This window comes from Desulfitobacterium chlororespirans DSM 11544 (genome assembly GCF_900143285.1).
GTDB classification, from domain to species: Bacteria; Bacillota; Desulfitobacteriia; order Desulfitobacteriales; family Desulfitobacteriaceae; genus Desulfitobacterium; species Desulfitobacterium chlororespirans.
The window spans coordinates 52653-77255 of sequence record NZ_FRDN01000005.1 but is presented as its reverse complement, the minus strand read 5'-3'; the positions used below and the strand labels follow the sequence as shown (position 1 = coordinate 77255).

The 24603-nt window shown below is 46.9% G+C and carries 24 protein-coding genes and 1 riboswitch; of the genes, 5 read left to right on the top strand and 19 right to left on the bottom strand.

What is annotated here, in order from left to right; genetic code table 11:
• Positions 1 to 18: 18 nt before the first annotated feature.
• From BUA14_RS06220 to BUA14_RS06185, 8 genes are all read right to left on the bottom strand, one after another.
• Positions 19 to 666: an amino acid ABC transporter permease gene (locus BUA14_RS06220; RefSeq protein WP_072771812.1), complete on the bottom strand. Its 648-nt coding sequence runs from the start codon at positions 664 to 666 to the stop codon at positions 19 to 21.
• Positions 666 to 1337 (bottom strand): amino acid ABC transporter permease, encoded by a 672-nt coding sequence (locus BUA14_RS06215; protein WP_072771811.1) that lies wholly within the window; start codon positions 1335 to 1337, stop codon positions 666 to 668. The genes BUA14_RS06220 and BUA14_RS06215 overlap by 1 nt, the downstream gene beginning before the upstream one ends.
• Before the next feature lie 2 nt (positions 1338 to 1339).
• Positions 1340 to 2164 carry a transporter substrate-binding domain-containing protein gene (locus tag BUA14_RS06210; RefSeq protein WP_072771810.1) on the bottom strand — a complete coding sequence of 275 codons (825 nt, stop codon included), beginning with the start codon at positions 2162 to 2164 and terminating at the stop codon, positions 1340 to 1342.
• 38 nt (positions 2165 to 2202) lie between these two features.
• Complete coding sequence (locus BUA14_RS06205) at positions 2203 to 2928, bottom strand: amino acid ABC transporter ATP-binding protein (protein WP_072771809.1); 726 nt, start codon at positions 2926 to 2928, stop codon at positions 2203 to 2205.
• A 351-nt stretch (positions 2929 to 3279) separates the two neighbouring features.
• Complete coding sequence (locus tag BUA14_RS06200; protein WP_015943165.1) at positions 3280 to 3492, bottom strand: hypothetical protein; 213 nt, start codon at positions 3490 to 3492, stop codon at positions 3280 to 3282.
• Positions 3468 to 3743: a phage holin family protein gene (locus BUA14_RS06195; RefSeq protein WP_005813510.1), complete on the bottom strand. Its 276-nt coding sequence runs from the start codon at positions 3741 to 3743 to the stop codon at positions 3468 to 3470. Before BUA14_RS06195 ends, BUA14_RS06200 begins: the two co-directional genes overlap by 25 nt.
• A 3-nt stretch (positions 3744 to 3746) precedes the next feature.
• On the bottom strand, positions 3747 to 4025 hold the full coding sequence (locus BUA14_RS06190) for a hypothetical protein (protein ID WP_072771808.1): 279 nt from the start codon (positions 4023 to 4025) through the stop codon (positions 3747 to 3749).
• Between the two features lie 282 nt (positions 4026 to 4307).
• Positions 4308 to 5456 (bottom strand): aminotransferase class V-fold PLP-dependent enzyme, encoded by a 1149-nt coding sequence (locus tag BUA14_RS06185; RefSeq protein ID WP_072771807.1) that lies wholly within the window; start codon positions 5454 to 5456, stop codon positions 4308 to 4310.
• 294 nt (positions 5457 to 5750) lie between these two features.
• Here BUA14_RS06185 and BUA14_RS06180 point away from each other — a divergent pair, with 294 nt between their 5' ends.
• Positions 5751 to 6920: a DegT/DnrJ/EryC1/StrS family aminotransferase gene (locus BUA14_RS06180; protein WP_072771806.1), complete on the top strand. Its 1170-nt coding sequence runs from the start codon at positions 5751 to 5753 to the stop codon at positions 6918 to 6920.
• Positions 6921 to 7011: 91 nt separating this feature from the next.
• On the opposite strand, the gene sfsA is transcribed toward BUA14_RS06180, so the two are convergent.
• The gene (gene sfsA / locus BUA14_RS06175) at positions 7012 to 7698 is read right to left on the bottom strand and encodes a DNA/RNA nuclease SfsA (RefSeq protein ID WP_072771805.1); all 687 of its coding nucleotides are present in this window, start codon (positions 7696 to 7698) and stop codon (positions 7012 to 7014) included.
• 149 nt (positions 7699 to 7847) lie between these two features.
• Here sfsA and BUA14_RS06170 point away from each other — a divergent pair, with 149 nt between their 5' ends.
• Together BUA14_RS06170 and BUA14_RS06165 are read left to right on the top strand one after the other, a co-directional pair.
• Positions 7848 to 8387, top strand: coding sequence for a helix-turn-helix domain-containing protein (locus BUA14_RS06170; RefSeq protein ID WP_072771804.1), 540 nt, complete (start codon positions 7848 to 7850; stop codon positions 8385 to 8387).
• A gap of 14 nt (positions 8388 to 8401) precedes the next feature.
• Complete coding sequence (locus BUA14_RS06165) at positions 8402 to 8947, top strand: helix-turn-helix domain-containing protein (protein WP_072771803.1); 546 nt, start codon at positions 8402 to 8404, stop codon at positions 8945 to 8947.
• A gap of 78 nt (positions 8948 to 9025) precedes the next feature.
• Here BUA14_RS06165 and fdhD read toward each other — a convergent pair whose 3' ends face one another.
• Positions 9026 to 9829, bottom strand: coding sequence for a formate dehydrogenase accessory sulfurtransferase FdhD (fdhD, locus tag BUA14_RS06160; protein ID WP_072771802.1), 804 nt, complete (start codon positions 9827 to 9829; stop codon positions 9026 to 9028).
• 262 nt (positions 9830 to 10091) lie between these two features.
• Here fdhD and BUA14_RS06155 point away from each other — a divergent pair, with 262 nt between their 5' ends.
• Positions 10092 to 10541 carry a CBS domain-containing protein gene (locus BUA14_RS06155; protein ID WP_072771801.1) on the top strand — a complete coding sequence of 150 codons (450 nt, stop codon included), beginning with the start codon at positions 10092 to 10094 and terminating at the stop codon, positions 10539 to 10541.
• A 92-nt stretch (positions 10542 to 10633) separates the two neighbouring features.
• Here BUA14_RS06155 and BUA14_RS06150 read toward each other — a convergent pair whose 3' ends face one another.
• A complete protein-coding gene (locus BUA14_RS06150) occupies positions 10634 to 11605 on the bottom strand; it encodes an MBL fold metallo-hydrolase (protein ID WP_072771800.1) in 972 nt (323 codons plus the stop codon).
• Between the two features lie 214 nt (positions 11606 to 11819).
• Positions 11820 to 11907, top strand: a riboswitch (cyclic di-GMP riboswitch).
• Between the two features lie 105 nt (positions 11908 to 12012).
• Here BUA14_RS06150 and BUA14_RS06145 point away from each other — a divergent pair.
• A complete protein-coding gene (locus BUA14_RS06145) occupies positions 12013 to 13074 on the top strand; it encodes an HD-GYP domain-containing protein (protein WP_072771799.1) in 1062 nt (353 codons plus the stop codon).
• Between the two features lie 162 nt (positions 13075 to 13236).
• Here BUA14_RS06145 and BUA14_RS06140 read toward each other — a convergent pair whose 3' ends face one another.
• The 8 genes from BUA14_RS06140 to BUA14_RS06105 all read right to left on the bottom strand — a co-directional run bounded on the left by BUA14_RS06140 (position 13237) and on the right by BUA14_RS06105 (position 24557).
• A complete protein-coding gene (locus tag BUA14_RS06140; RefSeq protein ID WP_072771798.1) occupies positions 13237 to 15285 on the bottom strand; it encodes a catalase in 2049 nt (682 codons plus the stop codon).
• A 356-nt stretch (positions 15286 to 15641) separates the two neighbouring features.
• Positions 15642 to 15929: a ferredoxin family protein gene (locus tag BUA14_RS06135; protein ID WP_005813477.1), complete on the bottom strand. Its 288-nt coding sequence runs from the start codon at positions 15927 to 15929 to the stop codon at positions 15642 to 15644.
• Positions 15926 to 17218, bottom strand: coding sequence for an FAD-dependent oxidoreductase (locus tag BUA14_RS06130; protein ID WP_072771797.1), 1293 nt, complete (start codon positions 17216 to 17218; stop codon positions 15926 to 15928). The genes BUA14_RS06135 and BUA14_RS06130 overlap by 4 nt, the downstream gene beginning before the upstream one ends.
• Before the next feature lie 110 nt (positions 17219 to 17328).
• Positions 17329 to 18567: an L-carnitine CoA-transferase gene (gene caiB / locus BUA14_RS06125; RefSeq protein ID WP_178371641.1), complete on the bottom strand. Its 1239-nt coding sequence runs from the start codon at positions 18565 to 18567 to the stop codon at positions 17329 to 17331.
• Positions 18568 to 18641: 74 nt separating this feature from the next.
• Positions 18642 to 20228 carry a class I adenylate-forming enzyme family protein gene (locus BUA14_RS06120; RefSeq protein WP_072771795.1) on the bottom strand — a complete coding sequence of 529 codons (1587 nt, stop codon included), beginning with the start codon at positions 20226 to 20228 and terminating at the stop codon, positions 18642 to 18644.
• Positions 20229 to 20286: 58 nt separating this feature from the next.
• A complete protein-coding gene (locus BUA14_RS06115; protein ID WP_072771794.1) occupies positions 20287 to 21066 on the bottom strand; it encodes a TIGR03084 family metal-binding protein in 780 nt (259 codons plus the stop codon).
• Positions 21067 to 21097: 31 nt separating this feature from the next.
• Positions 21098 to 23155 (bottom strand): oxidoreductase, encoded by a 2058-nt coding sequence (locus tag BUA14_RS06110; protein WP_072771793.1) that lies wholly within the window; start codon positions 23153 to 23155, stop codon positions 21098 to 21100.
• A 163-nt stretch (positions 23156 to 23318) separates the two neighbouring features.
• On the bottom strand, positions 23319 to 24557 hold the full coding sequence (locus BUA14_RS06105) for an MFS transporter (protein ID WP_072771792.1): 1239 nt from the start codon (positions 24555 to 24557) through the stop codon (positions 23319 to 23321).
• Positions 24558 to 24603: the final 46 nt, after the last annotated feature.

Sequence of the window (24603 nt, the reverse complement as noted above, 5' to 3'; positions counted from 1 at the left end):
TCTCTGGAGCCAAACCATTTAATAGCTCTGCATTGCCGACTTAGCCTGCTGATTGCGGGCTATTACAGATAGTGCATAGTTCAGGACAAAATAGGTCAGGGCAATCATTCCGAAAAGAGTAAAGACTTGGGGCGTCGAGCCAAACTGACCCATGATGATCAAACCTTTTCCAGTCAGTTCCTCAATTCCCACTGCCCAGACATAAGAGGTGTCTTTGACGACCGTGATGAACTGAGAAACCAGCGGCGGAATCATCTTCCGCAAAGCTTGGGGAAGAATAATATAGCGGAGAATCTGCACATAGGAAAGCCCCTGAGATTTTGCGGCCTCCCACTGACCTTTATCAATGGAGTTCAGACCGCCCCGCACCACCTCGGCAATAATCGCTGAGGTGAACACTGTCATAGCCAGAATACCCGCGTTGACAGGTTCCAACTTCGTCATAAACCGGAACATCAGAATGAACAGGAGCAAAGGAATATTACGGACAACTTCAATGTAGGTTGCGGCTGCAGGTGCCAAGATGGGATTCTTCGAATAACGGGCGATTCCCAGAATCGTTCCGATGGCGAAGCTAAGCACAATCGTCATGCCTGCAATATACAGCGTTGTCATTAACCCCTCAGCCAGGAAACGAAAGACATAAGGTTGAAAAATTTCTGCCATTATGCCGACACCTCCATCTTACGCTCCAGGTACTGAGCCAGCTGGGCTAAGGGGAAGCACAACAGCAGGTAAAGCAATCCGGCGGTGACATAGGCGGGACCATAATAAATATTTCCTGCCGACCAGGAATCGGCACGATACATCAGATCACCACCGGCAATCATAGCCAATACGGAGGTGTTTTTGATTAGGCTCACCGCTTGATTGGTGAGAGGGGGCAATACGACCCGAGCGGCTTGGGGTAAAATGACATGCCGCATAGCGCCCCAATATGAGAACCCTTGGGATAGTGCCGCCTCCATCTGCCCTCGATGAATCGCCTGAATACCGGCCCGCACAACCTCAGCGATATAAGCCCCATGATATACCCCAACACCCAATACTCCTACACTAAAGACAGGAAGCATGAGCCCAATATGAGGTAGCCCATTATAGACAAAGAAGACCTGGATTACCAAAGGAGTATTTTGAATGAACTCAACGTATACACGATTTATAGCTCGAAAAAGCTTCAGATGGGTACTCCCCAGAACCCCAAAAACTACTCCCAGGGCTAAAGCCAGGCATAATCCCAGCACAGAAACCAAGACTGTAGTCAGGAATCCCTCGGCAAATATTGTCCAGTCGCTGAATAGTGCTTGCCACTTAAACCAGGCAAATGGTCCCGTCACTGTTACAGACCCCACTTCTCAATTAGTTTCTGAAGTTCCCCATTACCCTGCATTTCATCGATCTTATCATTAACCAGTTTGGCTAAGCCGTCGTTTCCTAACTTGCTGGCCACTCCATACTCTTGAGGGCTGAATTTATCATCCAAGAGCATCGTTGAGTCATCGATATAACCCAGAAGAATCGAACGGTCGACGGAGAAAGCATCTACCCGGCCGGAATCGAGAGCTGCCTTAATTTCCGGATAGGTAGCGAACTCCTGGAACTTCACTTTGATGCCCAACTTGTCTGCTTCAGCTTGAAGGGCTGTTTTGCTGGTTGCACTTTGAGCAACACCAATGTTCTTGCCATCCAGGTCTTTTAAGCCCTTATATCCGGGAGCTTTCTTGACTAACAGACCCACGCTGTCTATATAATAGGGGTCGGAGAAATTATAGCTTTTTTTCCGATCTTCAGTGATGGTAAAGGTCGCAACAACCATATCCACATCCCCGCTATCCAAAAGAGGTCCGCGGGTTTTAGCCGTCACGGCTTGCAGCTTAATTTTGTTGGGATCACCAAAAATTTCTTCAGCCAAGGCCTTGACCAGATCAATCTCGAACCCATCAATAACATTGGTCTTGGGATCTTTGTACCCGAATCCGGGCACATCTATCTTGACCCCTGCACTTAAGACGCCACGATCTTTAATGGCCTGAATATCGGCCGGCACATTGGATTCACTTCCTCCGCCGGACTGAGCCGGAGGTTGTGCCGGGCTGGAGCCGCAGCCCGCGAGTAAGCTTCCGATCAGGAATAAACTCGCTAAAAAAATACCTAATTTTTTCACAAAATTCCCTCCTACTTTTTATTTATTTTTGGGGACAATTAACGCAGAATACGACTGAGGAAAAGCTTCGTCCTTTCGTGAGTCGGGTCTGTGAAGAAGTGTTCAGGGGTACCGGTCTCCAACACCTCCCCTTCATCCATGAATAAGACCCGATCCGCCACCTGACGGGCAAAGCCCATCTCGTGGGTTACGACGACCATGGTAATCCCTTCATGTGCTAAGTCCACCATCACATCAAGAACTTCTTGAATCATTTCCGGGTCCAAAGCCGACGTGGGTTCATCAAACAACATGATCTTCGGTTTCATATTCAGGGCCCTGGCGATAGCGACCCGTTGTTGCTGCCCTCCTGACAATTGAGAGGGATAAGAGTTAGCCTTGACTTTTAGCCCTACACGTTCAAGAATAACCATCCCCGACGCTTCCGCCTCTTCTTTAGAGACTCCTTTAATCAAGATTGGAGCAAGGGTTAAATTCTCCAGAACCGTCTTATGGGGATATAAATTAAACTGTTGGAAAACCATGGCCACAGATTGCCGAACCTTGGCAACAGGCGCTTTATGGGCGGTAATCTCAACCCCATCCACAACGACTTTACCGGCGGAAGGCTTCTCAAGAAGATTCATACAGCGAATCAAGGTACTCTTACCTGATCCGCTGGGACCAATAACAACCAGCTTCTCTCCGGTTTTAACCTGCAGATCAATCCCCTTTAGAACATGCAAATGCCCAAAGTGCTTATGTAGTCCTTCCAGTAGAATCACTTTATGTCCCCCTATATTTTTAATGACTTCAAAAGAAGCAACACTATTTATCTTGAAGATGTCTATACCATTAGTTATAATATTTATAATAGTATCATCCGGTTGAGAATAATGGCAATAGTCGGAATATAATGTATTCTGTATACATATATTTCGAAAAACGGATGAAATCCCTTTTCTGCCACTATTTATTACTTAGATCTTAACTATCTGCTCATCCCCGCTCTCCCCCAATTGGCATTCTTCTATTCAAGAATAGGAAAAGAGGACCACCAGGAGCCTTTAGGCTGCTGTGGTCCTCTTATGTTACTCACTATCTTCAGCATATCTTTAAATATGATTAAGAGACTATTACAAAGCTTTTTTTACTACCGCGACAGCAAGGCTAACCAAACTCTCTCGCGATTTCCTGGAGTCGGCAGAAACCATTCCTGCCACGAAGCTGATCAGTGTACATTGCCAAAGATTATCGGTTATGATCCGTTTAGGTTGAAACTTTGCCACGGACTGTTTAAATTGTTGCTTTGCTTCAGCAACAGTTAAGCCATTGTTTTCTTTGCGCAAAGAACCAACCCCCCTCCCAGGATAATCGCCACCAGGGCCACTGCAAAGGCAGCGAGGTAAGACGGCATAAGCACACTTAAACCGAGGAAAACACCGTACACAAACATGATGAAAGCGGTGATCGCCAATACTAAAGCGACGACGATTAGCCCAACCGCAATCAGTATCTTAAACAATTTTCCCCGGAAATCTGCAAACTGTGCTTCAAGCAAGTCCAGGAATTTTACGACAATATCTGCTAGTGCTTCCATAGACTATTTCCTCTTCAGCAATTTTACGACGAGGAACCCCAATCCAAAGGCAATCAGAAGGGTTGCTAACGGATGTTCCTTTGCTGCTCCTATCCCTTTTTCGACAACTTTTTTACCTTCTTCACAGGCTTTTTTAGCAACATCCTCACCGGTTTCGATGGGCTTTTGGGCTACTTCCTTAATGACTTCGTATCCGAGGTCAACCGCCATCAGAAGCGCTGCTTTAACATCGGATAAATCAATGGGGTTTGCTTGAGTAGTCGTCGTTTCATTGGATTGCATCTTTTTCTACCTCCTCTATTTTGCTTACCTGGAGCACTTTTTTGAGTCAATCAGGATGGCTGTCCAAGTTTTGAGAAGGACTTAATACCTCTCAAGCCAACTAACTGTCAGACCGCTTGTCCATCTGATTCATTCAAAAACTTTCCCCCTTAGCGAATTCGGATTTCAAAAATCTATGATCTTCCGCCTCTCCGATAGCTTCGCATGACATTATTTTAGCAAAAATTCATATTATTTTCTACACTATCTATAAATTCTATTTAGAATATATTGACAAAACTTTTATTTCTTGTTCAAGGACCTGAGTCCGGCAACCGCGTCCAGACACTCCTCCACCTCCTGGCTGGTATTAAAGTACCCTAAGCTTAAACGAACTGTTCCTTGTTTGAAGGTATCAAGGGTTTTGTGGGCATCGGGGGCACAATGCAAGCCCGGTCTTGACGCGATTCCATAAAGCTTATCCAAGAGATAGGAAACTTCCGACGGCTCTCTTCCCTTGATGTTAATAGACACGACAGGCGCCCTTTCTATAGAAGGATTAGGACCATAGAGAATGACACCGGGTATTGCGCTTAAACCCAGCATCAATTGGCGGGTGAGGTTTCGTTCCTTTTCCCGTATCTTCTCTATTCCTTCCTGTTTGATGAATTCTATACCTGCCCCCAGACCGGCAATTCCCGGTGTATTGAGGGTTCCGCTCTCATAGCGCTCCGGGCTCTCTTCCGGCTGGAAGGGTTCCTCTGAATTCGCTCCTGTTCCCCCTTCTTTCAGGGTATCGAGACGCAAATCTTCGCGAAGATATAAGCCGCCTGTTCCTTGAGGCCCCAATAACCCTTTATGCCCGGCAAATACCAAAAGGTCGATGCCCATAGCCTGAACATCGATGGGCATGGAACCTGCAGTCTGGGCAGAATCCACCATAAAAAGGACACCCTTTTCCCCGGCAATTCTGCCGATCTCACCAATAGGCTGAATTAACCCCATCACATTGGAAGCATGGCTGAGGACGATGAGCTTGGTATTGTTCTGAATAGCTGCTGCCACCTGCTCAGGATACAATCCCTCCTGCACAGAGGTCGGCAGCTTGGTTACCTCTACACCCTGGCTGCGCAGCTTTTCCAGGGGGCGGGTTACAGCATTATGTTCAAGAGAGCTGGTAAGCACATGGTCTCCCGGTTTTAATAGCCCTTTCAGGCCTATATTAAGAGCTTCGGTGGCATTGGGAGTAAACACCACTTGCAAGGGGTCAGAGATATTAAAAAACTCGGCGATTTGCACTCGGGCATTGAGGACAATCTGCCCGGCAAGCAAGGCCATAAAATGACCGGAGCGGCTGGGATTCGCTCCTTTGTTGCGCAAGCATTGATCCACTGCCTCATAAACGCATTCCGGTTTGGGCCAAGTTGTTGCCGCATTATCAAAGTAAATCATACGCTCTTCTACCACCTTTTCGGGTTCATTGCTTAGTACTCTGTAACACCTAATTCTTCACATTTCCGGCGGTTAAATTTCCGTATGACTGCGTTGTCGTCAATCGCCATACGACCCGCCGGGCAATGCGAGTTTTAAGCGTTACAGAGTACTAGCCTTTAAAAGTATAAACTTTATCTATATAATAATACTTTTTCTCTTAGAATAGCACTGTTGCTCTCTAAATAAAAAATATCAAGGGTGCTTGCCGCAGGAAAATTGTGTGGTATAGTAAGTCTTGGAGGTTGATACACAATGAATAATCGAGTGATTCCTTTTTCACCACCTGATATAACCGACCTGGAAATCAACGCTGTCGTGGAGGTCCTCAAATCCGGCTGGATCACCAGCGGCCCGAAGGTTCATTTACTGGAAGAGAAGCTCCAGGAGTATTGCCAGGCAGATCATGCTGTTGCCCTTGCCAGCAATTCTCAGGGGCTGGATCTTATACTTAAAGTACTCAATATTTCGGGCGAGGCCGAAATTTTAACAACTCCCTATACTTATGTCGCTACGGCCAATGCCGCCCTCCATCGCGGCATTAAACCTACCTTTATCGATCTGAAAAAAGACAGCTTCTTTATGGATGAGGAAAAGCTGTACGATGCCATCTCCGACAAGACCAAGGTCATCCTCACCGTGGATATCGGCGGTGTTCCCATGGATTATGACGTGGTCAAAAATATCCTAAGGGAAAAGAATCGGGAGGATATCCTGCTGATATCCGATTCCGCCCACTCCATTGGCGCTGCCTACAAGGGAGCTCCCGTAGGAACGCAATTTGATTTCCATGTCTTCTCCTTCCATGCTGTTAAAAACTTGACCACCGCCGAAGGGGGAGCCATTACCTTTAACGGTGATCGGGAAAATTTAGCCCAGGTCTTCAAGTACAGTTCTCTGAATGGACAAACCAAGGATGCCCTATCCAAGATGAAAGCGGGAGCATGGCGTTACGATATCTTAACTGACGGATTGAAGTGCAATATGACCGATATCGGGGCTGCCATTGGCCTGGTTCAACTGGAACGCTATGATAAAATTCTCGGCCAGCGGAAGAAGCTCTCCCATATCTATCATTCCATACTCTCGGCAAAAGAGTGGGCACTCTTGCCCTTATTGGCCAATGATCTCATGGAAAGCTCTTATCATCTCTATCCTATGCGAATCCAAGGGTTCACCGAGGAGCAACGGGACCGGGTGATTCAAGATCTGGCCGAAATGGGCATAGCCACTAATGTTCACTATATTCCCATCCCTATGTTTACTTATTACAAAGAGTTGGGCTATGATATTCAGGATTACCCCAATACCTATGCCCAATATGCCAATGAAATCACCCTTCCTCTTTATTCCATCCTGACCTCCGGCGATTGTGAATACGTGGCGGAGAACGTAATTAAAGCTGTTGAAAAGCATATGAAATAAAAGAACACAGCCAGCAAATCTTTAACCGATCTGCTGGCTGTACTATTTTTGACTATCTATTAAGCCCCCGCATTAAGTATTGACTTTTCGCTTAACCTTCAACTAATTTGACTTTCACAAAATTCCCAGCCACTATAGAATCCTCTGTGACCTCGCAGTCCAGAGCGAGAATTTTTACTCCCTGCTTTTCAGCCTGAATCAATGCATCCCCAAAGGCCTGGTGGGTTTTGATGTTGGGAGTGAAATAGTGAATATCTTTCATTTGAATGATGAACACCACATAGGCCTCATACCCTGCAGCCACAGCCTGACTCAATTCGCGCAGGTGCTTAACCCCCCGTTCTGTGGGGGCATCGGGAAAGAGCGCTACTCCCTTTTCCTCTAAGGTTACCCCTTTCACTTCAACAAAGATTTTTCTCTGTCCTGCTTCCAAGTAAAAATCAAAGCGCGACTTCTGAAAGGTCTGCTCCTGCTTAATATACTGAAGCTCCTGAAAATACCCTTTCTCTAACCATTCACGAAACACTTTGTTCGGCACCTGACTGTCCATGTTAATCAGCCTATTCCCTTTGCGAACTCCGATCAGGTCATATTTTGTTTTCCGATGTTCAAAATCCGCTTCTTGAAGAAAAACCGTCACTCCTGGTATTAACAACTCCCTGCAACGGCCTGTATTTTTAACATGACAGATTTCCTCTTTACCGTTGATTTCTACCCTAGCAATGAACCGATTGGGACGGGAAAGAAATTGACCTTCTCTAATAGCTGTATACTTCATACTCCTCCTCAACCAATACCCTTGGTATTTTTGAACTTTTTGTGAATATTCTTTATCTTCCTTCAATTATATTACTTGTCTACTACAATATTTTCTCGAAATCAGTTATAATGTCCCTAACAAATTTATATATTGGGGGAGGAATCTTTTTGGCTGATTTAGGTTCGGCAATCCGTTTTATGCGCAAAAACCAAAAACTAAGTCTAAAAGATGTTGCTGAGAAGACAGAGCTAACGATAAGTCATTTAAGTCAAATTGAAAGGAACCTGGCTAGCCCTTCCCTGATCACCTTAGAAAAAATAGCCTCTGCTTTAGGATACCCCATCTCTTCCTTTTTCGTAAACCCCCAATTCACTTCAACTCATATTCCTGCTGAAGCTCAGAGAACCATTCAAATCAATCCGGGAACGACTCTTCGTTTTTTGATCAATAATGTCGGTCAAAGAAATCAGCTCGGTGCCTATATCGCTGAAGTAACGGATCTCTCAGAAGAGATTATTATTCACCACGGAGCTAAATTAATCTATGTTTTAGAAGGGGAAATGCACTTCAACGTAGCTCAAAAGGAATTTTATCTTACTGAAGGAGATTCTCTTTTCTTTAATGGCAATGTTCCTCACTGGATAAGCCGCAAATCCAAGTCAAAACTTAAACTTTTCGTGGCCACAACTCCACCTGAAATTTTCTAAGGAGGCGGTAATTCTTGATTGAGGTCGGTGAATTCATTCGTGCCATACGCAAAAGGCGCAACCTTACAACCACCCAATTGGCGGATCAATTGGATTTGAGCAATGGCTACATCAGTTTGATTGAAAGGAACATCGTCAGCCCTTCCCTGGCTACTCTCAAAAGAATCGCCCAAGCGCTCAGTGTCCCTCTCGAGTCCTTCTTTTTGGATCCGGATACTGAAATTATTTATAGTTATCTTAAGAGAGATGAGCAGCAATACATTCCTGCTGAAGACAGGAATTGGCGCTTACTGATTGATCATTCTAAAACCAATCTTATGGGTGCCTTTGTTGTGGATTCAACGGATGTGGATAAAAACGTTTATTCCCACCAAGGTGTGGAATTAACCTATGTTCTGGAAGGCGAAACTTCGCTCAACATAAGTAAAGAGGACTATCAGCTAAAGGCTGGAGATTCTTTATATTTTGATGCCTCAATTATGCACTGGGATAATAAAAAACCCGATATGCCACTGAAGCTTATCGTCATAGCCATCCCGCCGGAAGAATTTCATTTTTAGTTCTCAGTATTTTATAGAAATATTAAGGCTCTAAAAGCATTACGACGCTTTTAGAGCCTTCTAAACATCTACCAAAAGTTATGAACAGCCTATAATCCGCTCAGAGTGAGTGTAAACATTCATGCGGTTTTCCCGGACAAATCCGAGCACAGTGACTCCCAGTTCCTCCGCAAGCTTAAGAGCCAGATCGGTAGGGGCTGATACCCCTATGAGGATAGGGCAGCCCATCTTGGCTGCCTTGATCAAGATCTCCGAAGAAATCCGGCCACTAAAGACAATTACTTTTTGGGAAATATCCGTTCCATTGAGAAAAGCATGTCCATACAATTTATCCAAGACATTGTGTCTGCCGATATCCACAGCACAATAATCCAACGAACCTTGGGAAGCTAAAGCCCCTCCATGAACTCCTCCGGTAAGATGAAACAGTTCTGAATTGTCTTCCAACAAATTGATATAGTGGCTGACTTCCTGGGCGGTAATGGTGTGCCGGCTCTCTACTTTCTGAGCCAATCGGGCGTCATTAGCAAAATAAAAGGCACTTTTCCCTTTACCGCAGCAAGAAGTGAGATAACGTTTCAGAAAAAGGTCTTCACTAAGGGTTTGCTCCACTGTCGTTTCCACCCACACGAGCCCTTCCCTTTTATCCAAGGTAATCTTCTTTATCTGATCAGGATCTTCGATGATCCCTTCCGAACAGAGAAAGCCTATGACCAATTCTCTCTCCTGAGTAGGCGTACAAACCATGGTCGCAAATTCTTTGCCATTAATAAAGACTGTGAGGGCCTTTTCGATGGCAACCAGCTCGTTGACCACTTCTTTATCGGTTCCTATAATTTTGATGACCTGAGTTTCTGTAGTGCTAGCTAAATGGCTACTCATGTCATTCTCCCTCCTGCAAAAATCTTTCCATCCTCGTTTAGGTCATCTTCTATTCTATTATACGACCTAACAGACAACTTTACCTTTTTGCACTTTTATTCTTTTGCGGTAATCTTTCAACTTCTCTGAAAAATACTGAACATCAAGGAAGGTCATTTCCTTTTTTTCCAAATTGCCTCATTTCTTCTTGTCAAAATCATGGTATACTAGGATTAAATTCAGACAAAATATGTTCCAAGGTAATCACAAGGGGGTATTGGCAATGAAGGTCCAGGATATTATGCAAACCAATGTTATTACAATTTCGCCGAATACGGAAATTAAGGAAATCGCTAAGCTGCTATGTGACCATCATATTTCCGGAGTCCCGGTCATCGACCTTTTCGGCAATTTAATCGGTATTGTCAGCGAAGGCGATCTGCTGCATAAGGAGACCCATCCTCGGGTTCCTGACGCGGTAGGATTCCTGGGTGCTCTGATCTATTACCGAGGTGTCAAACAATATGAATCTGATCTAAAGAAATTGGTTGCCCTCAAAGCCTCGGAAATAATGACTCATGAGGTTATAACTCTCGAAAAAGACGCTGCTATTGAGGAAGCTGCCTCTCTCATGATTAATCACAATGTGAAACGGTTACCCATCATGGAAAACGGCAAAATGGTCGGAATCATCACCAGAAAAGATGTCATTAAGGTTCTGATTGAAGAGTAGCCGTTCTTTGCCCAATTACATAGCCCAGGCACAACAAGCAGCCCGCCGCTTCCTTTGGGGACCCGGCGGGCTGACTTTATCACTGCCAGAAGTCATGGATTAACCAATTCATAATAATGCTTTCCCTCGGAATTCACTCGCTGGGCCTCTCCTTTGTACACCAGATGCTCCAGATGAGCCATGGCCTCACCTGAGGCAAACCACTTCTGAGTAAGGGGAAAATCATTCCAGCTCTTATAGCTCAAATCCCAATGCATTCTTGCTGCTGTCTCTATGACTGATTTTTGGCCATCACGCAGAATTCCGGTGATTTCCTCAAGTCGTTCCTGGTGATGAACGATCAATTCATCAATCCGTTGCCGATGGTCTTGAATAAGGCTGCGATGAGACGGAAACACCCAGTCAATGTCAAACCGGCGAATTTTGTTCAGGCTCTCCATGAAATTCCCCAGGCTATCGATTTTGTAATGCCAGAAAGTAATATTCGGGGTAATTTCATTAAGGATATGATCCCCGCCCAAAAACAGCTTATGCTTTCTTTCGTATAAACCGATATGTCCGGGGCTATGGCCTGGAATATCGATCACTTCAAACTGATAGGGACCCACTTCTAAACAGTCTCCTTCTTGCAATGGGGTGTATGCAAAGGGTTCCTTGGGGGCTATGTCGAAGGCCTCAATCTCTTTCATGCCGATTCCCTGGTTCAAATTAAGACCCTCACTCAGATGCCCCAGCACCTGTTCAGGAGAGGTTCTGAAATTATTCAGCAGGATACCGTCTTTCTTTCCGATATAGACCTTACACCCTTGTTTCCACAGATAGTCAGCCAACCCGGAATGGTCCACATGCATATGGGTCAGCACCAAATCTGTCCGTTTCAGGTTAATGTCTGACGCTGTAATTCCTTCCATCAGGGCATTCCTGCACTCTTCCCTGTTAAACCCTGTATCCACAATCAAGGAACGGCCTTCAGAGGGGATGATATAGCTATTTAATGCCTTCAGTGGGTTTTTCGGCAAGGGTATTTCATTCAAGTAAATCTGGGGATAGACTTCCCGAATCATTCTTTTCACCTCAATATCTAAAAAATAAACTATTCTGATTATTCTAACACAAATATCCTGTGATTCATAGGCAACGCTCTACTCTACCCTCTCAAAAATTCTCCAACTGTTGGGGGAGAAGATGTTGTGAAGCTAAAACTTAGCCCTTATAATAGAATGGATGATAAATCCTTATGCCTTGGATACCTAAAATTGCATAGCCTATAATTTAGTGATTCGACAATAGCAAACCTGGCGAAAGCCAGGGACGCAAAGCTATGGGTCTTCCTGGATATACTCCTGATGATCGCCAAGCTACCGAAGCCTTAAGCTTTAAACACCTTTGTCGCCAGTTCACATGGCGACTTTAATTTTATACTGCTTTTATATATTTTTTTATAAGATAAGTTTGAAAGGAAGAGCGTTCAATGCGTCAGTTAAGCATAAACAGGCTTAAGGAAGGGGATATTCTGGGGCGAACGATCTATGCCAATGATGGCCGTGTACTCCTGGGGAAAGGGATGGCTCTGACCAAATCCTATATAGACCGTTTAAAAACCCTTGGCATCAACATTCTCTATATTGACGATGAGGTAAGCAAGGATATCATCGTAGAGGATATTATCTCTGAGGAGCACCGGCGGGAGGCCATGGCCTCCCTGGATAATGCTGTGCAGGCTGTGAAAGTAGGAAAAGATTTTGACGGTTTTAATGTAAAGAAGAACATTGACAATATTATTCAGGATATCCTTTTCCAAAAGGATATCTTCATCGGCTTAACGGATATGAGAACTTACGATAATCAGATTTTTGCCCATTCCGTCAATGTTTGCGTTCTCTCCATCGTACTGGGTAAGGCCCTGGGCCTGGATCGGGAAAATCTTGAAGGGCTGGCCATCGGTGCCTTGTTCCATGATATTGGCACTGTGAAATTGCCCAAGAAGCTCTTAAGCAAGCGAGAACCCTTTACTCCCAAGGAAGCAGCTCTTTACCAAACTCACACCAATCACGGTTTCGATATCCTCCGAACAAAACGGGAGCTGAATTTGTTGAGTGCCCATATTGCTTTCCAGCACCATGAGCGTCTCAATGGCAACGGCTATCCTCGTAAGCTCGAGGGAGACGCCATTCACCAGTGGGCTCAGATTGTCGGCATTGCTAATTTCTATGATAATTTAGTGAATGACGGTCCAGGACATACCCACATCCCGCCTTATGAGGCCTGCGAAATTCTTATGGGCAGTGCTGAAAAGTTTTTCCCTAAGAATCTCGTGATTACTTTTCTTAAGCATATTGCCGCGTATCCTACAGGCTGTACCGTTAAACTGAGTACCGGAGAAACAGGTATTGTCGTTGATCAAAATAAGAGTCTGCCGATGCGTCCCATCATCAGGGTTTTGGTAGCCGATCAAACCCTCTCCCGTGTTCAAGCAAAAGAATACAATCTCGTCGAGGAACGGACCCTTTTTATCGAATCCATTCTGGAGTAATACTTCTCCGGCGTTTTAGCCTTACCATTATCATATTGCCCTGTACTCTATAGGATAAGAAACCGAGGCGGCGGCCTCGGTCCTTTTATTGTCCTTTATCGGCATCTGTCCGAAAGAAACGACCGTTCCCCGGTGGAATACCGAGAAACGGTCTCATCTGAATTAAACCATAGCAGGATAAAGAAAGCTTGGACGGTTCCAGAATCTCTGCTTGGCCATTGCCTTGATAAATCTGCTGGCAAACTCCGAATCTGAATCCGTGACGATCCCCTCATCAGCCGATAAACCCAGCGGTTCCAGTACAGCATCACCCTTTTGAATGATGCCGATAGGTTTGAAATGGTTGTATATATCCGTTGTGAATTTCTGTGCTGTATATGTAAAATATGGGGTGATATTGCCGCTTCCCACGATAAGTATCCCGTCATAGACAAGTGGGGAACCCGTTAAAAAGCTGTCATGGACTTCATAGGCTATCCCCTCGGTTCCACTGACGGTCCCCAAGGTATCGTGGACAATGACCACTCTTAATTTGGCAGCAGCCAAAGTTTCCAACACTTTGCTTACGCCGGGACCATCGAAGCCTTGAGCGAGGAACACCGCGACGCGCAATGTATCCGGCACAAAAATCGTATTCTGCAGGCTAAGCGCCGGAGAGGACTTCGTCACAGGAGATTCCTCGACATCCGCCGGCACAGTTGTGCCTAATTCCTTGGAGACACTCTTGGCCAGTTCCGTGCTGATATGAGCGAGCACATCAACCCATTCCTGCCGGACAAAGGGTCCGCATTTGCCAAGCTCAAAGCAGTAAGCGCCGATAATCTGACGTTTTTCAACCTCAGTCATACTATTCCAGAACATTCTTGCCTGGGAGTAATGATCCTTAAAGGAAGAAGCTGTTGATCTTACCTTATGCCCTTCTACAGTCGATGGATAGGTAACAAACCCGCCTTGGGTGCCTGGTACCGTATACGGTGTATTATTGGCCAGCCCATTGCGATGATAAGCCACTTTTCCCCGATCAATAACCAGCCGCGAAGCGCCGTCACGCTGATTATTGGCAAATGGACAGACGGGACGATTGATCGGCAGTTGTTGATGATTTGGGCCAAGCCTTGCCTGCTGGGCATCGGTATAGGAGAATAATCGCCCTTGCAGGAGGGGATCATTGGAAAAGTCAATCCCTCTCACAATATTCCCAGGGTGAAAGGCACTTTGTTCGGTTTCAGCAAAAACATTTTCCACATTGCGGTTAAGGATTATCTTGCCGATTCTGCGTAAAGGAATATCTTCTTCCGGCCACAATTTCGTCGGATCTAACAGATCAAAATCATAGGCAAATTCATCTTCCTCTTTAATGACCTGAATAGCCAGCTCATACTCCGGATAGTTGCCAATATCTATATTTTCCCATAAGTCTCTGCGGTGAAAGTCAGCATCCGAACCAAGACGCTGCGCTTCATCCCAGATTAATGAATGGACGCCCAGCAATGGTTTGATATGGAATTTAATAAAGTAGGATTTTCCCTCCTTATTCACTAAACGGAAGGTATGGACCCCATATCCCTCCATGGTTCTGAAGCTTTTGGGAAAGGCACGATTAGAGGCAATCCATAAAGACATATGGGCAGTTTCTTTGTTGTTGGCCATAAAGTCCCAGAACGTGTTGTGGTCTGTTTGACCTTGTGGATATTCAGTGTCCGGCTCGGGTTTCACTGCATGGATTAAGTCAGGGAACTTAATCGCATCTTGAATAAAAAACACCGGCATGTTAATGGCAATCAAATCGAAATTTCCCTCATCGGTATAAAACTTAATGGAAAAACCCCGAACATCCCGATTGGTCTCATTACAGCCTTTGGAGCCAACGACTTGGGAGAAGCGGACGAACAAGGGCGTTTTTTTATTGGGGTCCTGCAAAAAATCAGCCATCGTTAAATCTGCTAAGGATTCATAGGGCTGGAACTCTCCATGTGCCCCATATCCTCTGGCATGGACGACACGTTCAGGAATACGTTCACGATCAAAGTGAGCTAGTTTTTCCCGCGAAAGAAAATCTTCAATAAGTGTTGGCCCGCGCTCGCCGGCCGTTAATGTGTTTTCATCATCAGAAATCGTGATTCCTTCATTGGATGTCATTTTCTTTCCTTCTGATTCGTGAATAAACGGCTCTAATTGCTCACGCTTTTTATTTGACCTGCTATCCTTCAATCTGACTCACCTCATTTTAATTATGTAGGCTCTCGGAATTAAAATTCCGGCTTTCCTCGGTCTATGCAATTCTCAACGTTCAGTTCTGGAACAGGTCCCTGTTTCAGTAGTCATTATGCTCGCCGAGACAAGTTTATATGCAAGATCGAAGCAGCAGATAGACACTGCCTTTACTAAATGTAAGCAATGGCGCAGTGGGCGTATTAAGGTGCTGGAAGCCTTACGAATAGCCGATCTGATTACGCCGGCTTTCTACCAGCGTGTTTAGACGTAAGAAGCTGAAGCAAAAAAGAGGCTTGAAAACACATTGTGCGTTTAAGCCTCTTTAATTTATTGCTTTCTTCATCCAATAGAATTCACCCGTATCTAAACTCCACACCTAAGGTCCCCAGAGGAAATTCCCATTTATCCAAAAGAGTTTTGCCGCAAAGCACCCGGCAGGTGCCGCATTCCAGACACCCGGCATAGTCAAACTGAATCTCGCCGCTGTCATTAATTTTATATAATCCTGCCGGACAGGCCAGGACTAATTTTTGATATTCCGCCCGATCCATATTCCCTTCTTTCATGACAATATGGGCGTTTTCTTCATCCACATGGAACTTATTGACCCCAAGCTTTTGATCGACATTGACCTGACTCATAGTGAACGCACCCCCTTCCAGCCGTCTTTGGCAATGTTCAGCACCCCTATCTTGCTTACATGCTGCATGAGGGTTTTTCTTAGGGGCCGGGCCGGTTCTCCCTTGACCACAAACATGTCTGCCAGCAGATCAGCAGCCATTTTAGGATATTCATTGAAAATTCTCGGGGTTTCCTCCAGGAAGCGGGGGAAATCTTTATATCGTTTTAAATCCTGCATAACGAAGCTCTGATCCAATAACTCCTGGTAGCACTGAAGGTATCCCTCGCTGAAATCCCCCGCTTCTTTGGCCTTGAGTACAGCTTTAGCCGCGCACTCGGCCGATGCCACTGCAAAGTCCATCCCCCGTACCATATAGCCTAAATTGATGCAGAATCCGGCGGCATCGCCGACGACCAAGACTCCATTGCCCACAATCCTGGGGACCATGGCTAATCCGGCTTCAGGCACGAGATGACCGGAGTACTCAATCGTCTTGCCATCCTTAATAAGTGGCTGGACAGCCGGGTGTTGTTTAAAATCTTCCAACATCTGCGGTACGGTTTTGTTCCCTTTGATCACATCACTCAAGGTCGTGACTACTCCCAGGGAAATGCTCGATTTATTGGTATACAGGAATCCGCCCCCCACACGCCCGTCAGAGGGATACCCGGCAAATAGCCAAGCCGTTCCTTCATCGCCATTGCAGTTAAAACGGTCTTCAATAACCTGGGGTGGCAATTCGATGATTTCTTTCGCTCCCACGGCCACATGGTGGGCTGCCAATTCTCCCCGAAATCCCAATTTCTGAGCCAGGAGCGAATTGACACCATCGGCGAGAATTGTGATATCGGCTTCCAGCTCGTCCTCTCCTGCCACCACACCGCAGACTTTTCCTTCCCGAATCATTAAATCATCGACCCGGATCCCTGGTATAATCTGCACACCGGCTTCTTCAGCCTTTTCAGCCAGCCACTGATCGAAGACCCCTCTCAAAACAGCATAAGAGTCACTGCCCTGCACACCCAGCTTAGAAGAATAAAAATCCAAAGTGACATTGCTTTCATCGGTCATTAAACTGATCTTTTCTCTGGTAATTCGGCGTTCGACAGGAGCTTCCCGGGCAAAATCCGGCATGATCTTCTCCAGGCTATGGCTATAGATCCGCCCTCCTGTCATATTCTTGCTCCCTGCATAATTGCCCCGTTCCACAAGGATGACTTCCAAACCTTCCTTAGCCAGCAAATAAGCGGCTACTGTTCCGGCGATCCCGCCACCGACGACTATTGCATCGAATTTATCCTCCGACATTGCTTACACCCCTTTGCATCTGACTTTCGTCACCGGTATCTCTCCGCAGATACTTTTCAATCCATCAGTGATGCCGCCAAGCGACATGAAAGTCTGGCATCTATAATCTCCTAGATATTATTTAAATAATCCCTTTGGGCTAAGATCTTTTTCCTGTATAACTCCTTAATCTGTTCTTCAGTTAATCCCAGTTCTCCCAGAATGTCTTCGTTATCCATGCCGATATTGGGGGCTCCCCTCCAGATCTGTGCCGGGTGGTTTTTAAATTTAGGAAAAATATTGACTCCTTTTACAGACTCCCCATTGACTTTCTTCCATTCGGTAAACACTTCCCGGGCCACATACTGGGGGTCCTTAAGACAATCATTGTAATCCATAATTCTGGAACAAGGCACGCCATGGGCTAAAAAGGCTTTCTCGACCTCTTCTGCTGTATGGGACTGACAGAAAGCTTTAATCTTTTCCTCTAAAAGTTGTCCCTCAGGGGAAGAAAGGTAGAGCAGATTGGTGCTGGACGGAATTTTTTCCGTACCAAACTCAACGCCCATAAAAGGCAGACCTCTTTTCAGCACTCCCGCACCCAAATAAAGCATATAGACTTCTTTTTCATCCTGACAACTATAGGCTCCATAGCCGGCAAAATAAGCACTATGGCTGCCCTCTTTGACAAAAGGAATCCCCTGTTCCAGAAAATCCATGGGATAGCGGGACTGAGTGCGCATCAGGACTTCATATTGAGCTAAATCAATGCTTTCCCCCCGTCCTGTTTCCCTGCTTTTCATGACTGCCGCTACGGAAGTTCCGAAGGCGAACAAAGCGCTCATATAATCGGCAGTCAAAGGATTAGTGGGCATGGAAGGCATCCCTGGAAATCCATTCATAGCCATATAGCCGCCAAAGGCCTGAGCGATGGGATCATAACTGGGCCGGTTCATATAGTCCGGCCGCCCGGTTTGCCCGAAACCGGAAATCTTTACAATCACCAGGCGGGGATTTCGCTCCCAGAGCACTTCGTCTCCCAGGCCCATTTTTTCGTACTGTCCGCCCCTGGCTGCTGAAATAAAAACATCCGTCTCTTCCATCAGCTTCAGAAATATCTCTTTTCCCTCGGGGAGGGATATATCAATAGAAAGATTCCGCTGATTGCGGCGATCCTGCTGCCAGGCGTTGCCGGTGGCTACACGGCTCATACAGGGAACCTTGGCATTTTCGATCCAAATGACATCCGCCCCATATTCGGCATAGAGCTCCGCCGCAAAAGGGCCGGCAATCGAAACGGTATTGTGCACGACTTTCACTCCGGATAACAGACCAAACTGAGGAATTTCTGCTCTTCTTACCATGATCATAACCTCACTTTATTATTGCTCTCTGATCAGCAATCCCTCCCGGCTGGGGATTGGTTCCGGAAACCGGCGGCAGATCAGGATAACTGTTTTCCATGGGTTTCAATAAGATGGCTGTAGATTTCCCGATATTTTTTTCTAAGCCTGAATTTCTGAATCTTGCCGGCACTATCCACGGGAAACTCATCGAGAAACTCCACATAGCGCGGCTTTTTATAGCTGGATAAATCCCTTTTACAGTGTTCCTGAATGTCTGCCGCCGTTGCGGTGTATCCCGACCTGAGTTTGACGACAGCCATGACGGCCTCCCCAAAGGTTTGGTCAGGCACCCCAATCACCGAGCAATCCAAAACCGCAGGGTGTTTGCGGATGACCGCTTCCACTTCCTGGGCGAAAACATTCTCCCCCCCGGTTTTTATCATGTCCTTTTTCCGATCCACCATATAGTAGAGACCCTCCTCGTCCTGCCTCATCATATCCCCGGTACGTGTCCAGCCATCAGTGACGGTCCCGTCCGTTAATTCCGGTTGCTTATAGTAGCCTGAGAAAATAGCCGGTCCTTTGGCAATCCCTTCCCCCACCTCACCCAGAGGAACATCCTTTCCTGCCTCATCCACAATTCTCAGTTGGAAAAAGGGCATCGGCCTGCCTATGCTTTGGGTTTTCTCCGGGTGATGCAAGGCCATTTCCCTGGTGATCCGGTGAACGGTCCCCGCTCCTGTCTCGGTTTGCCCCCAGCCGTAATACACTTCACAGTTGGGAAAAGCCTCAGCCATCTTCTGGATAATGGCCGGAGAGGTGCCTCCTGCGGAAGTGTGAACGACCTTGACTGAGCTTACATCATAATCTCTAAAAACCGGCGCATCGATTAAGCGTAGATAGGTGCTCGGCGGCAGCAACAGCATATAGGTTACCCGTTCCTGCTCAATCTGCCTCAGAATTTCTACCGGATCAAATCCGTCGCAAATAACAAATTGCGCGCCGGTAACCATAACGCAAAGCATCCAGGTTATCCCGCCCTGATGATGCAGAGGGGACTGGGTCAGCACCACCTCATCCGGGCTGGCTCCCATTTTATTGGAAGTCATAACCCCAATTGTCTGGAAGAGGTCAGCCTCGTGGGTGCGCATCACTCCTTTGGAACGCCCCGTGGTCCCCCCCGTGAACTGAATTCTGAATAAATCCCCACTGTCAACGGCAATATCCGGTTCACTGGTATCTTTATGCTCCAGCAGTTTTTCGAAAGAATATTCACCAGGAGCGGGTTCTCCCAGGCGGATAATATGCTTTACCGTCCTGAAGCTGCCCTTTACCTCACTTACCGGCCCATCATACAACCGGCTGTAGACGAAAACATCACATTCCACTAAATCCAGCAGACATTTAATTTCTCTGGCCACCAGCCGATGATTGAGGGGCACGGCAATGGCACCGATCTTAGCAATGGCAAAGAATAACTCGACAATTTCCATGGAGTTGGGAAAAAGATAGCCGATCTTATCCCCCTTGCCAATGCCGAGATCCAGGAATGCATGAGCCAAGGCGTTTACCCTGCCATTGAGTTCCTGATACGTTAAGCGCTTATCCTTGCAGACAAGGGCAATTTTGTCAGGGTATCTGGCTGAATTCAGGGTCAGAAAGTCCCCTACGGTCATCGGATTCATACATTGATTCTCCCTTCCGACAAGGTAGTGTTTACTACTTCATCTCCAATGCAGGATCTTACCTTTGCCGTTTAGCCGCCGGGGCCGGGTCCGCCCATCCCGCATAGGTCTGAACAAGGGAAGCATAGCGCCGGGCTTCTTCCCCCGCCACTTCCAGATCCGTGTCCATCCAGTTCCGGCGGCGAATAGCCACGAGCGCCCAGTCCTTGGCACTGCCCTTAATCCTGTTTCCTGCGCCTGGCTCTCCTTTAGCCCAGATCTCCCCTGAGGGAAGAGTAAGCTCCAGATAAAGAGGAGTTTCGGGCATTTCCAGGCCATTGATCCGATAGGCATTGGGTCTGGCCTGCCAGGATAAGAACAGGGTACTGGTAATCCGCTCCCGGACCACCGGCTCCAGCCCCAAAGCGTCATAGATATCCACAGAGTGAGCCCACAGCTCCATTAAGCGGGCCGATGCCAGGGATTTCGCCGACATCGGCAGCCCAGGGGCCCAAGGAATTCTGTCTTTGGGATTTTTATCATAAAAAGAGGCCGCCATCCGTGTGCGTTCTTCCCGCCACCAGCTTAATACTTCAGCTCCGCTCAGATGATGGAAGTTTGTCGCTCTGACATATTGATCCTGACCGGACTCAGCATCGGCCAGCTTCACCAGGTCTTCTGCTTCCCCCCTCATCAGCTTGTTGGCCGCATAATCAAAGAAAGCAATATGAATAATAGCATCTTTAATATTCCACATTTCTACGGGCAGGGGCTTCAGCCACTGTTCCTCACTTAAGTCAGACACTAAGGTATCCACCAGGGATTGTTCCGCTAATAAATCACTAAGAATTGACTTCATATACCTCTCCTCCTTGCTTCACCGAATTCTCTTAAATTTGACAGGCCGCTTTATAGCCAGCTTTGGTGGCATCAGCCATACGGGCGGGATTGCTGCAGTCCCCTACGGCATAGACTTCGGAGACCCTTCCCTTAAGAGCTTCCGCCAGCTCCATATTCTTCTCGAAGCCCAACGTTACCGCCACTGTCTTGGCTTGATGGAATGCCTCTGAGCCATCTTCATGAACGACTTCGACTCCTGCTCTGGTGATGGCCTTTACTTTAGTCAGGGTCTCCATGGTTACCCGGGGAGATTTCTTAAAGGCTGATACAATATGGAAACGGTCGCTGCCGCCCACATCATGGCCGATTTTCTTTTTTTCTTCGATGATTACAAGCTCCCGGCCATAGTGCATCATTTCTTTGGCCAGCTCACAGCCCGGCAGACCGCCGCCGATGATGGCAATTTTCTTGCCCAGGGGCCAGGGGAATTTGCCCATAAAGGTACGGGCCAAATCCGGGGTATAGAAAAATTTCAAAAAAACAGAACCACAGTTATACATAACCTTGTTGATGATTCCCGGTTTTTGAGGGGGGTTGCCATTGAGCAATTCCAGAAAGTCATGAGATTTGACCACATTGCCGCCTTCTGCTCCCGGTACTTTCAGGTCAATTGGATGCCCCCCGATGGCCACCACCACCGCATCAGGTTTTTCACGGGTTACCAGGGCAGGGGTAACGGCGGTATTAAGATTGACTTTAACTTCCGGGTGTTTCCTGAGCAGGGTTTTATAATAAGTGTTTAAGCGGTCATAGATAGGGCTGAAGATGGCACTCATGACCAAACAGCCTCCCAAACGAGGTCCCCGTTCATAGATCGTCACCTTATGCCCTCTCCGGGCTGCAGTAACAGCTGCCGCCAATCCTCCCGGCCCACTGCCAATGACCATGACCTTCTTGCTCTGCTTCGCTTGGGCCAGAGGTGTTTCCAGTTCTTCTCCCAGGCGGGGATTCACTCCGCAATAATTCAGAGGCTTGCCCTGACTGATGACGTCATCCAGACAGCGGCAGCAGCAGATGCATTTGTTAATGTCTTCCGGTCTGCCTTCCATAACTTTTTTAGCAAATTCAGGGTCGGCAATATTGTATCTCAGGCCTGCGATCACATCGGCCTTATCTTTCGCCAGAATTTCTTCCATACTAAAAGGATCCGTATTTCTATAGGCGGTGGCCACCGGTACCTTGGCTACCTTTTTGATCTCCTCAGAGATCCAGGACCAATATCCTTCCGGCACATCTTTAATGGTTAACGGTACGGAGGTTTCATGCCAGCCCGGCGCCAGGTTGTGCAGAACGGCACCCGCTTCTTCCAGAATCTTTACAATCTGTAAAGACTCTTCCATGGTTAAGCTGCCTTTGATAAAATCCACCGGGGACCAGCGGACGATCATGGGATAATCCTCCCCGCAGGCTTTTTTGATCTCTGCCATCACTTCAACCGTCAATCTGCAGCGGTTTTCCAGGCTGCCGCCGTATTCATCGGTCCGATCATTGGTCGCCGGGGACATGAAGCGGTTCAAAATGCCTCCTACCCCTGCCATAACCTCTACCCCGTCCCAGCCGGCTTTTTGCAGCGTAATACAGCACTGGACGATATTTTCCTTGAAAATCCGGATATGCTCCTTTGTCATAGGCTGGGGACTATGCTTGGAGACAGATAAAGTAGATGGACCCCAGTATTCTTCCTTGTCTTCCGGGGCAGGCTTCCAGTCATGCACGGCATAAGGCTGGCCAACGAGCAGCCCCCCATGCTTATGCACCACCTCAGCCATCTTGCTCAGATGGGGAAGATGCTCGTCAGCATAGCCCAGGGGCAAGGGATGGAGGTGATCCAGCTGACTCTTAAGTCTGGGATAAAAGCAAATGGTTTGGCAAATCAAGGCCGTCCCGCCGGCAGCTCGTTCCTCCAGGTAATTATAAAATCTTAGGGTCGGCTGCCCTTCTTCATTTGTATAGTCATGGCCCGGAGACATAGATGTGGTCATCATGCGGTTTTTCAGAAGCATACTGCCTAATTTGACAGGAGAACTCAACAATGGAAATTGTGACATAAGCGTTCCCTCCGTATCCTATGGGATTATTCTCTAGTGCCTTAATGGCTTCAAGGGGCTATTTAGAAAGTAAACCTCAATCGAGACTGACCATGATTGAGGTTTACATCATGCTTAGGGTCTTTATTTCAATTTAGGTGCATAGAAATGGGCATCAGCCTGCTTAGGTGTGAATCAGCTTTTTGCCCACCTTAACGGCTCCGAAGAGCATCAGGATAGCAATAGCCAGAGTCACAATATTCATCTGCCAGGCAAAGACAAAGCTTTGGGTGATATCGAAAATTCTGCCATAGATAATTGCAGCTGAGGCGGCCATTAACTGCTGGACCAAGGTTACATTGGCATAGATTTTCCCATAATCTTTTTCGCCAAAGATTCCTTTGACAATCAAGGGCAGCATAACGGTCAGCGAGGAGAAACAAATGCCGAAGAAAACCAAACCGGCATAGAATATGCTGACATTGGAGCCGCCGGCCAAAATAATGAAGACCCCTGCAATCCCGCAGGACAGAGCAGCAACCATAGAGGGCAGGAAGCCTTTGCGGTCCGTTAACCAGCCCCAGAAGATTTTGCCGCCCATATTAGCCAGGTTCAGAATGGTCATGGCATAAGCCCCAAAAGCAGTTGCCAGCCCGATTGAACTAGCATATCCGGGAATCTGGGTGTTCATGGAGGAATACAGCACCACCGCACAAGCTATGAACATAACCATATACAAAGCAGGGGATTTCAGGGAATCGGCGGCAGATACCCCTTTCAGAGATACGGCAGCTTTCGCCTGCCCTGTGGCGCCTTCTTCATAACCGTAAGGTTTCAGACCGATATCGGCAGGTTTGAAATTAACAAATAAGAGAATACCGGGGACAGCAATGACCCAGGCCGCGATGGACATGGCGAGGCGGGCGGTTCTCCAGCCATACTCCGTAATCAGCATGCCGGCGACGGGGTTGGCTATGGCTGAACCCAGGGTTCCGATGGCCAGGGCGATACCCAGCACCATACCGGTTTTTTTGCTGAACCAGTTGCTGATGATGACGGGAAGAGTCAGGTACATAATAACGGAATAACCCAAACCCATGAGAACACCGGAGATGTTCCAGGCCATGACGGTTTGGAACTGAGAGGCGGCACCGGTAGCGGCGCACACAAGAGTCATACTGATAAAGAGCAATACCTTTGAATTGACTTTATAAAGAAGTCGGCTGGCTATGGGCTGAGTAAGAGCCATGGTTAACATATAAATGGTCAGATACCAGGAGGCATCAGTCCTGCTCCAGCCCATTTCTTTGGATACCGGTGTCAGATAAAGACCGTTGGTATTCCCCAGCATTCCTAATGCGGCAAAAAACAACAGGGCCAAAGATAGAAATACAAGCCATGGACGAGTCGATTGTTTACTCATGTCTTATCCCTTCCTTTTAAAAAATAGGCTATATAAGTTCTGCAGA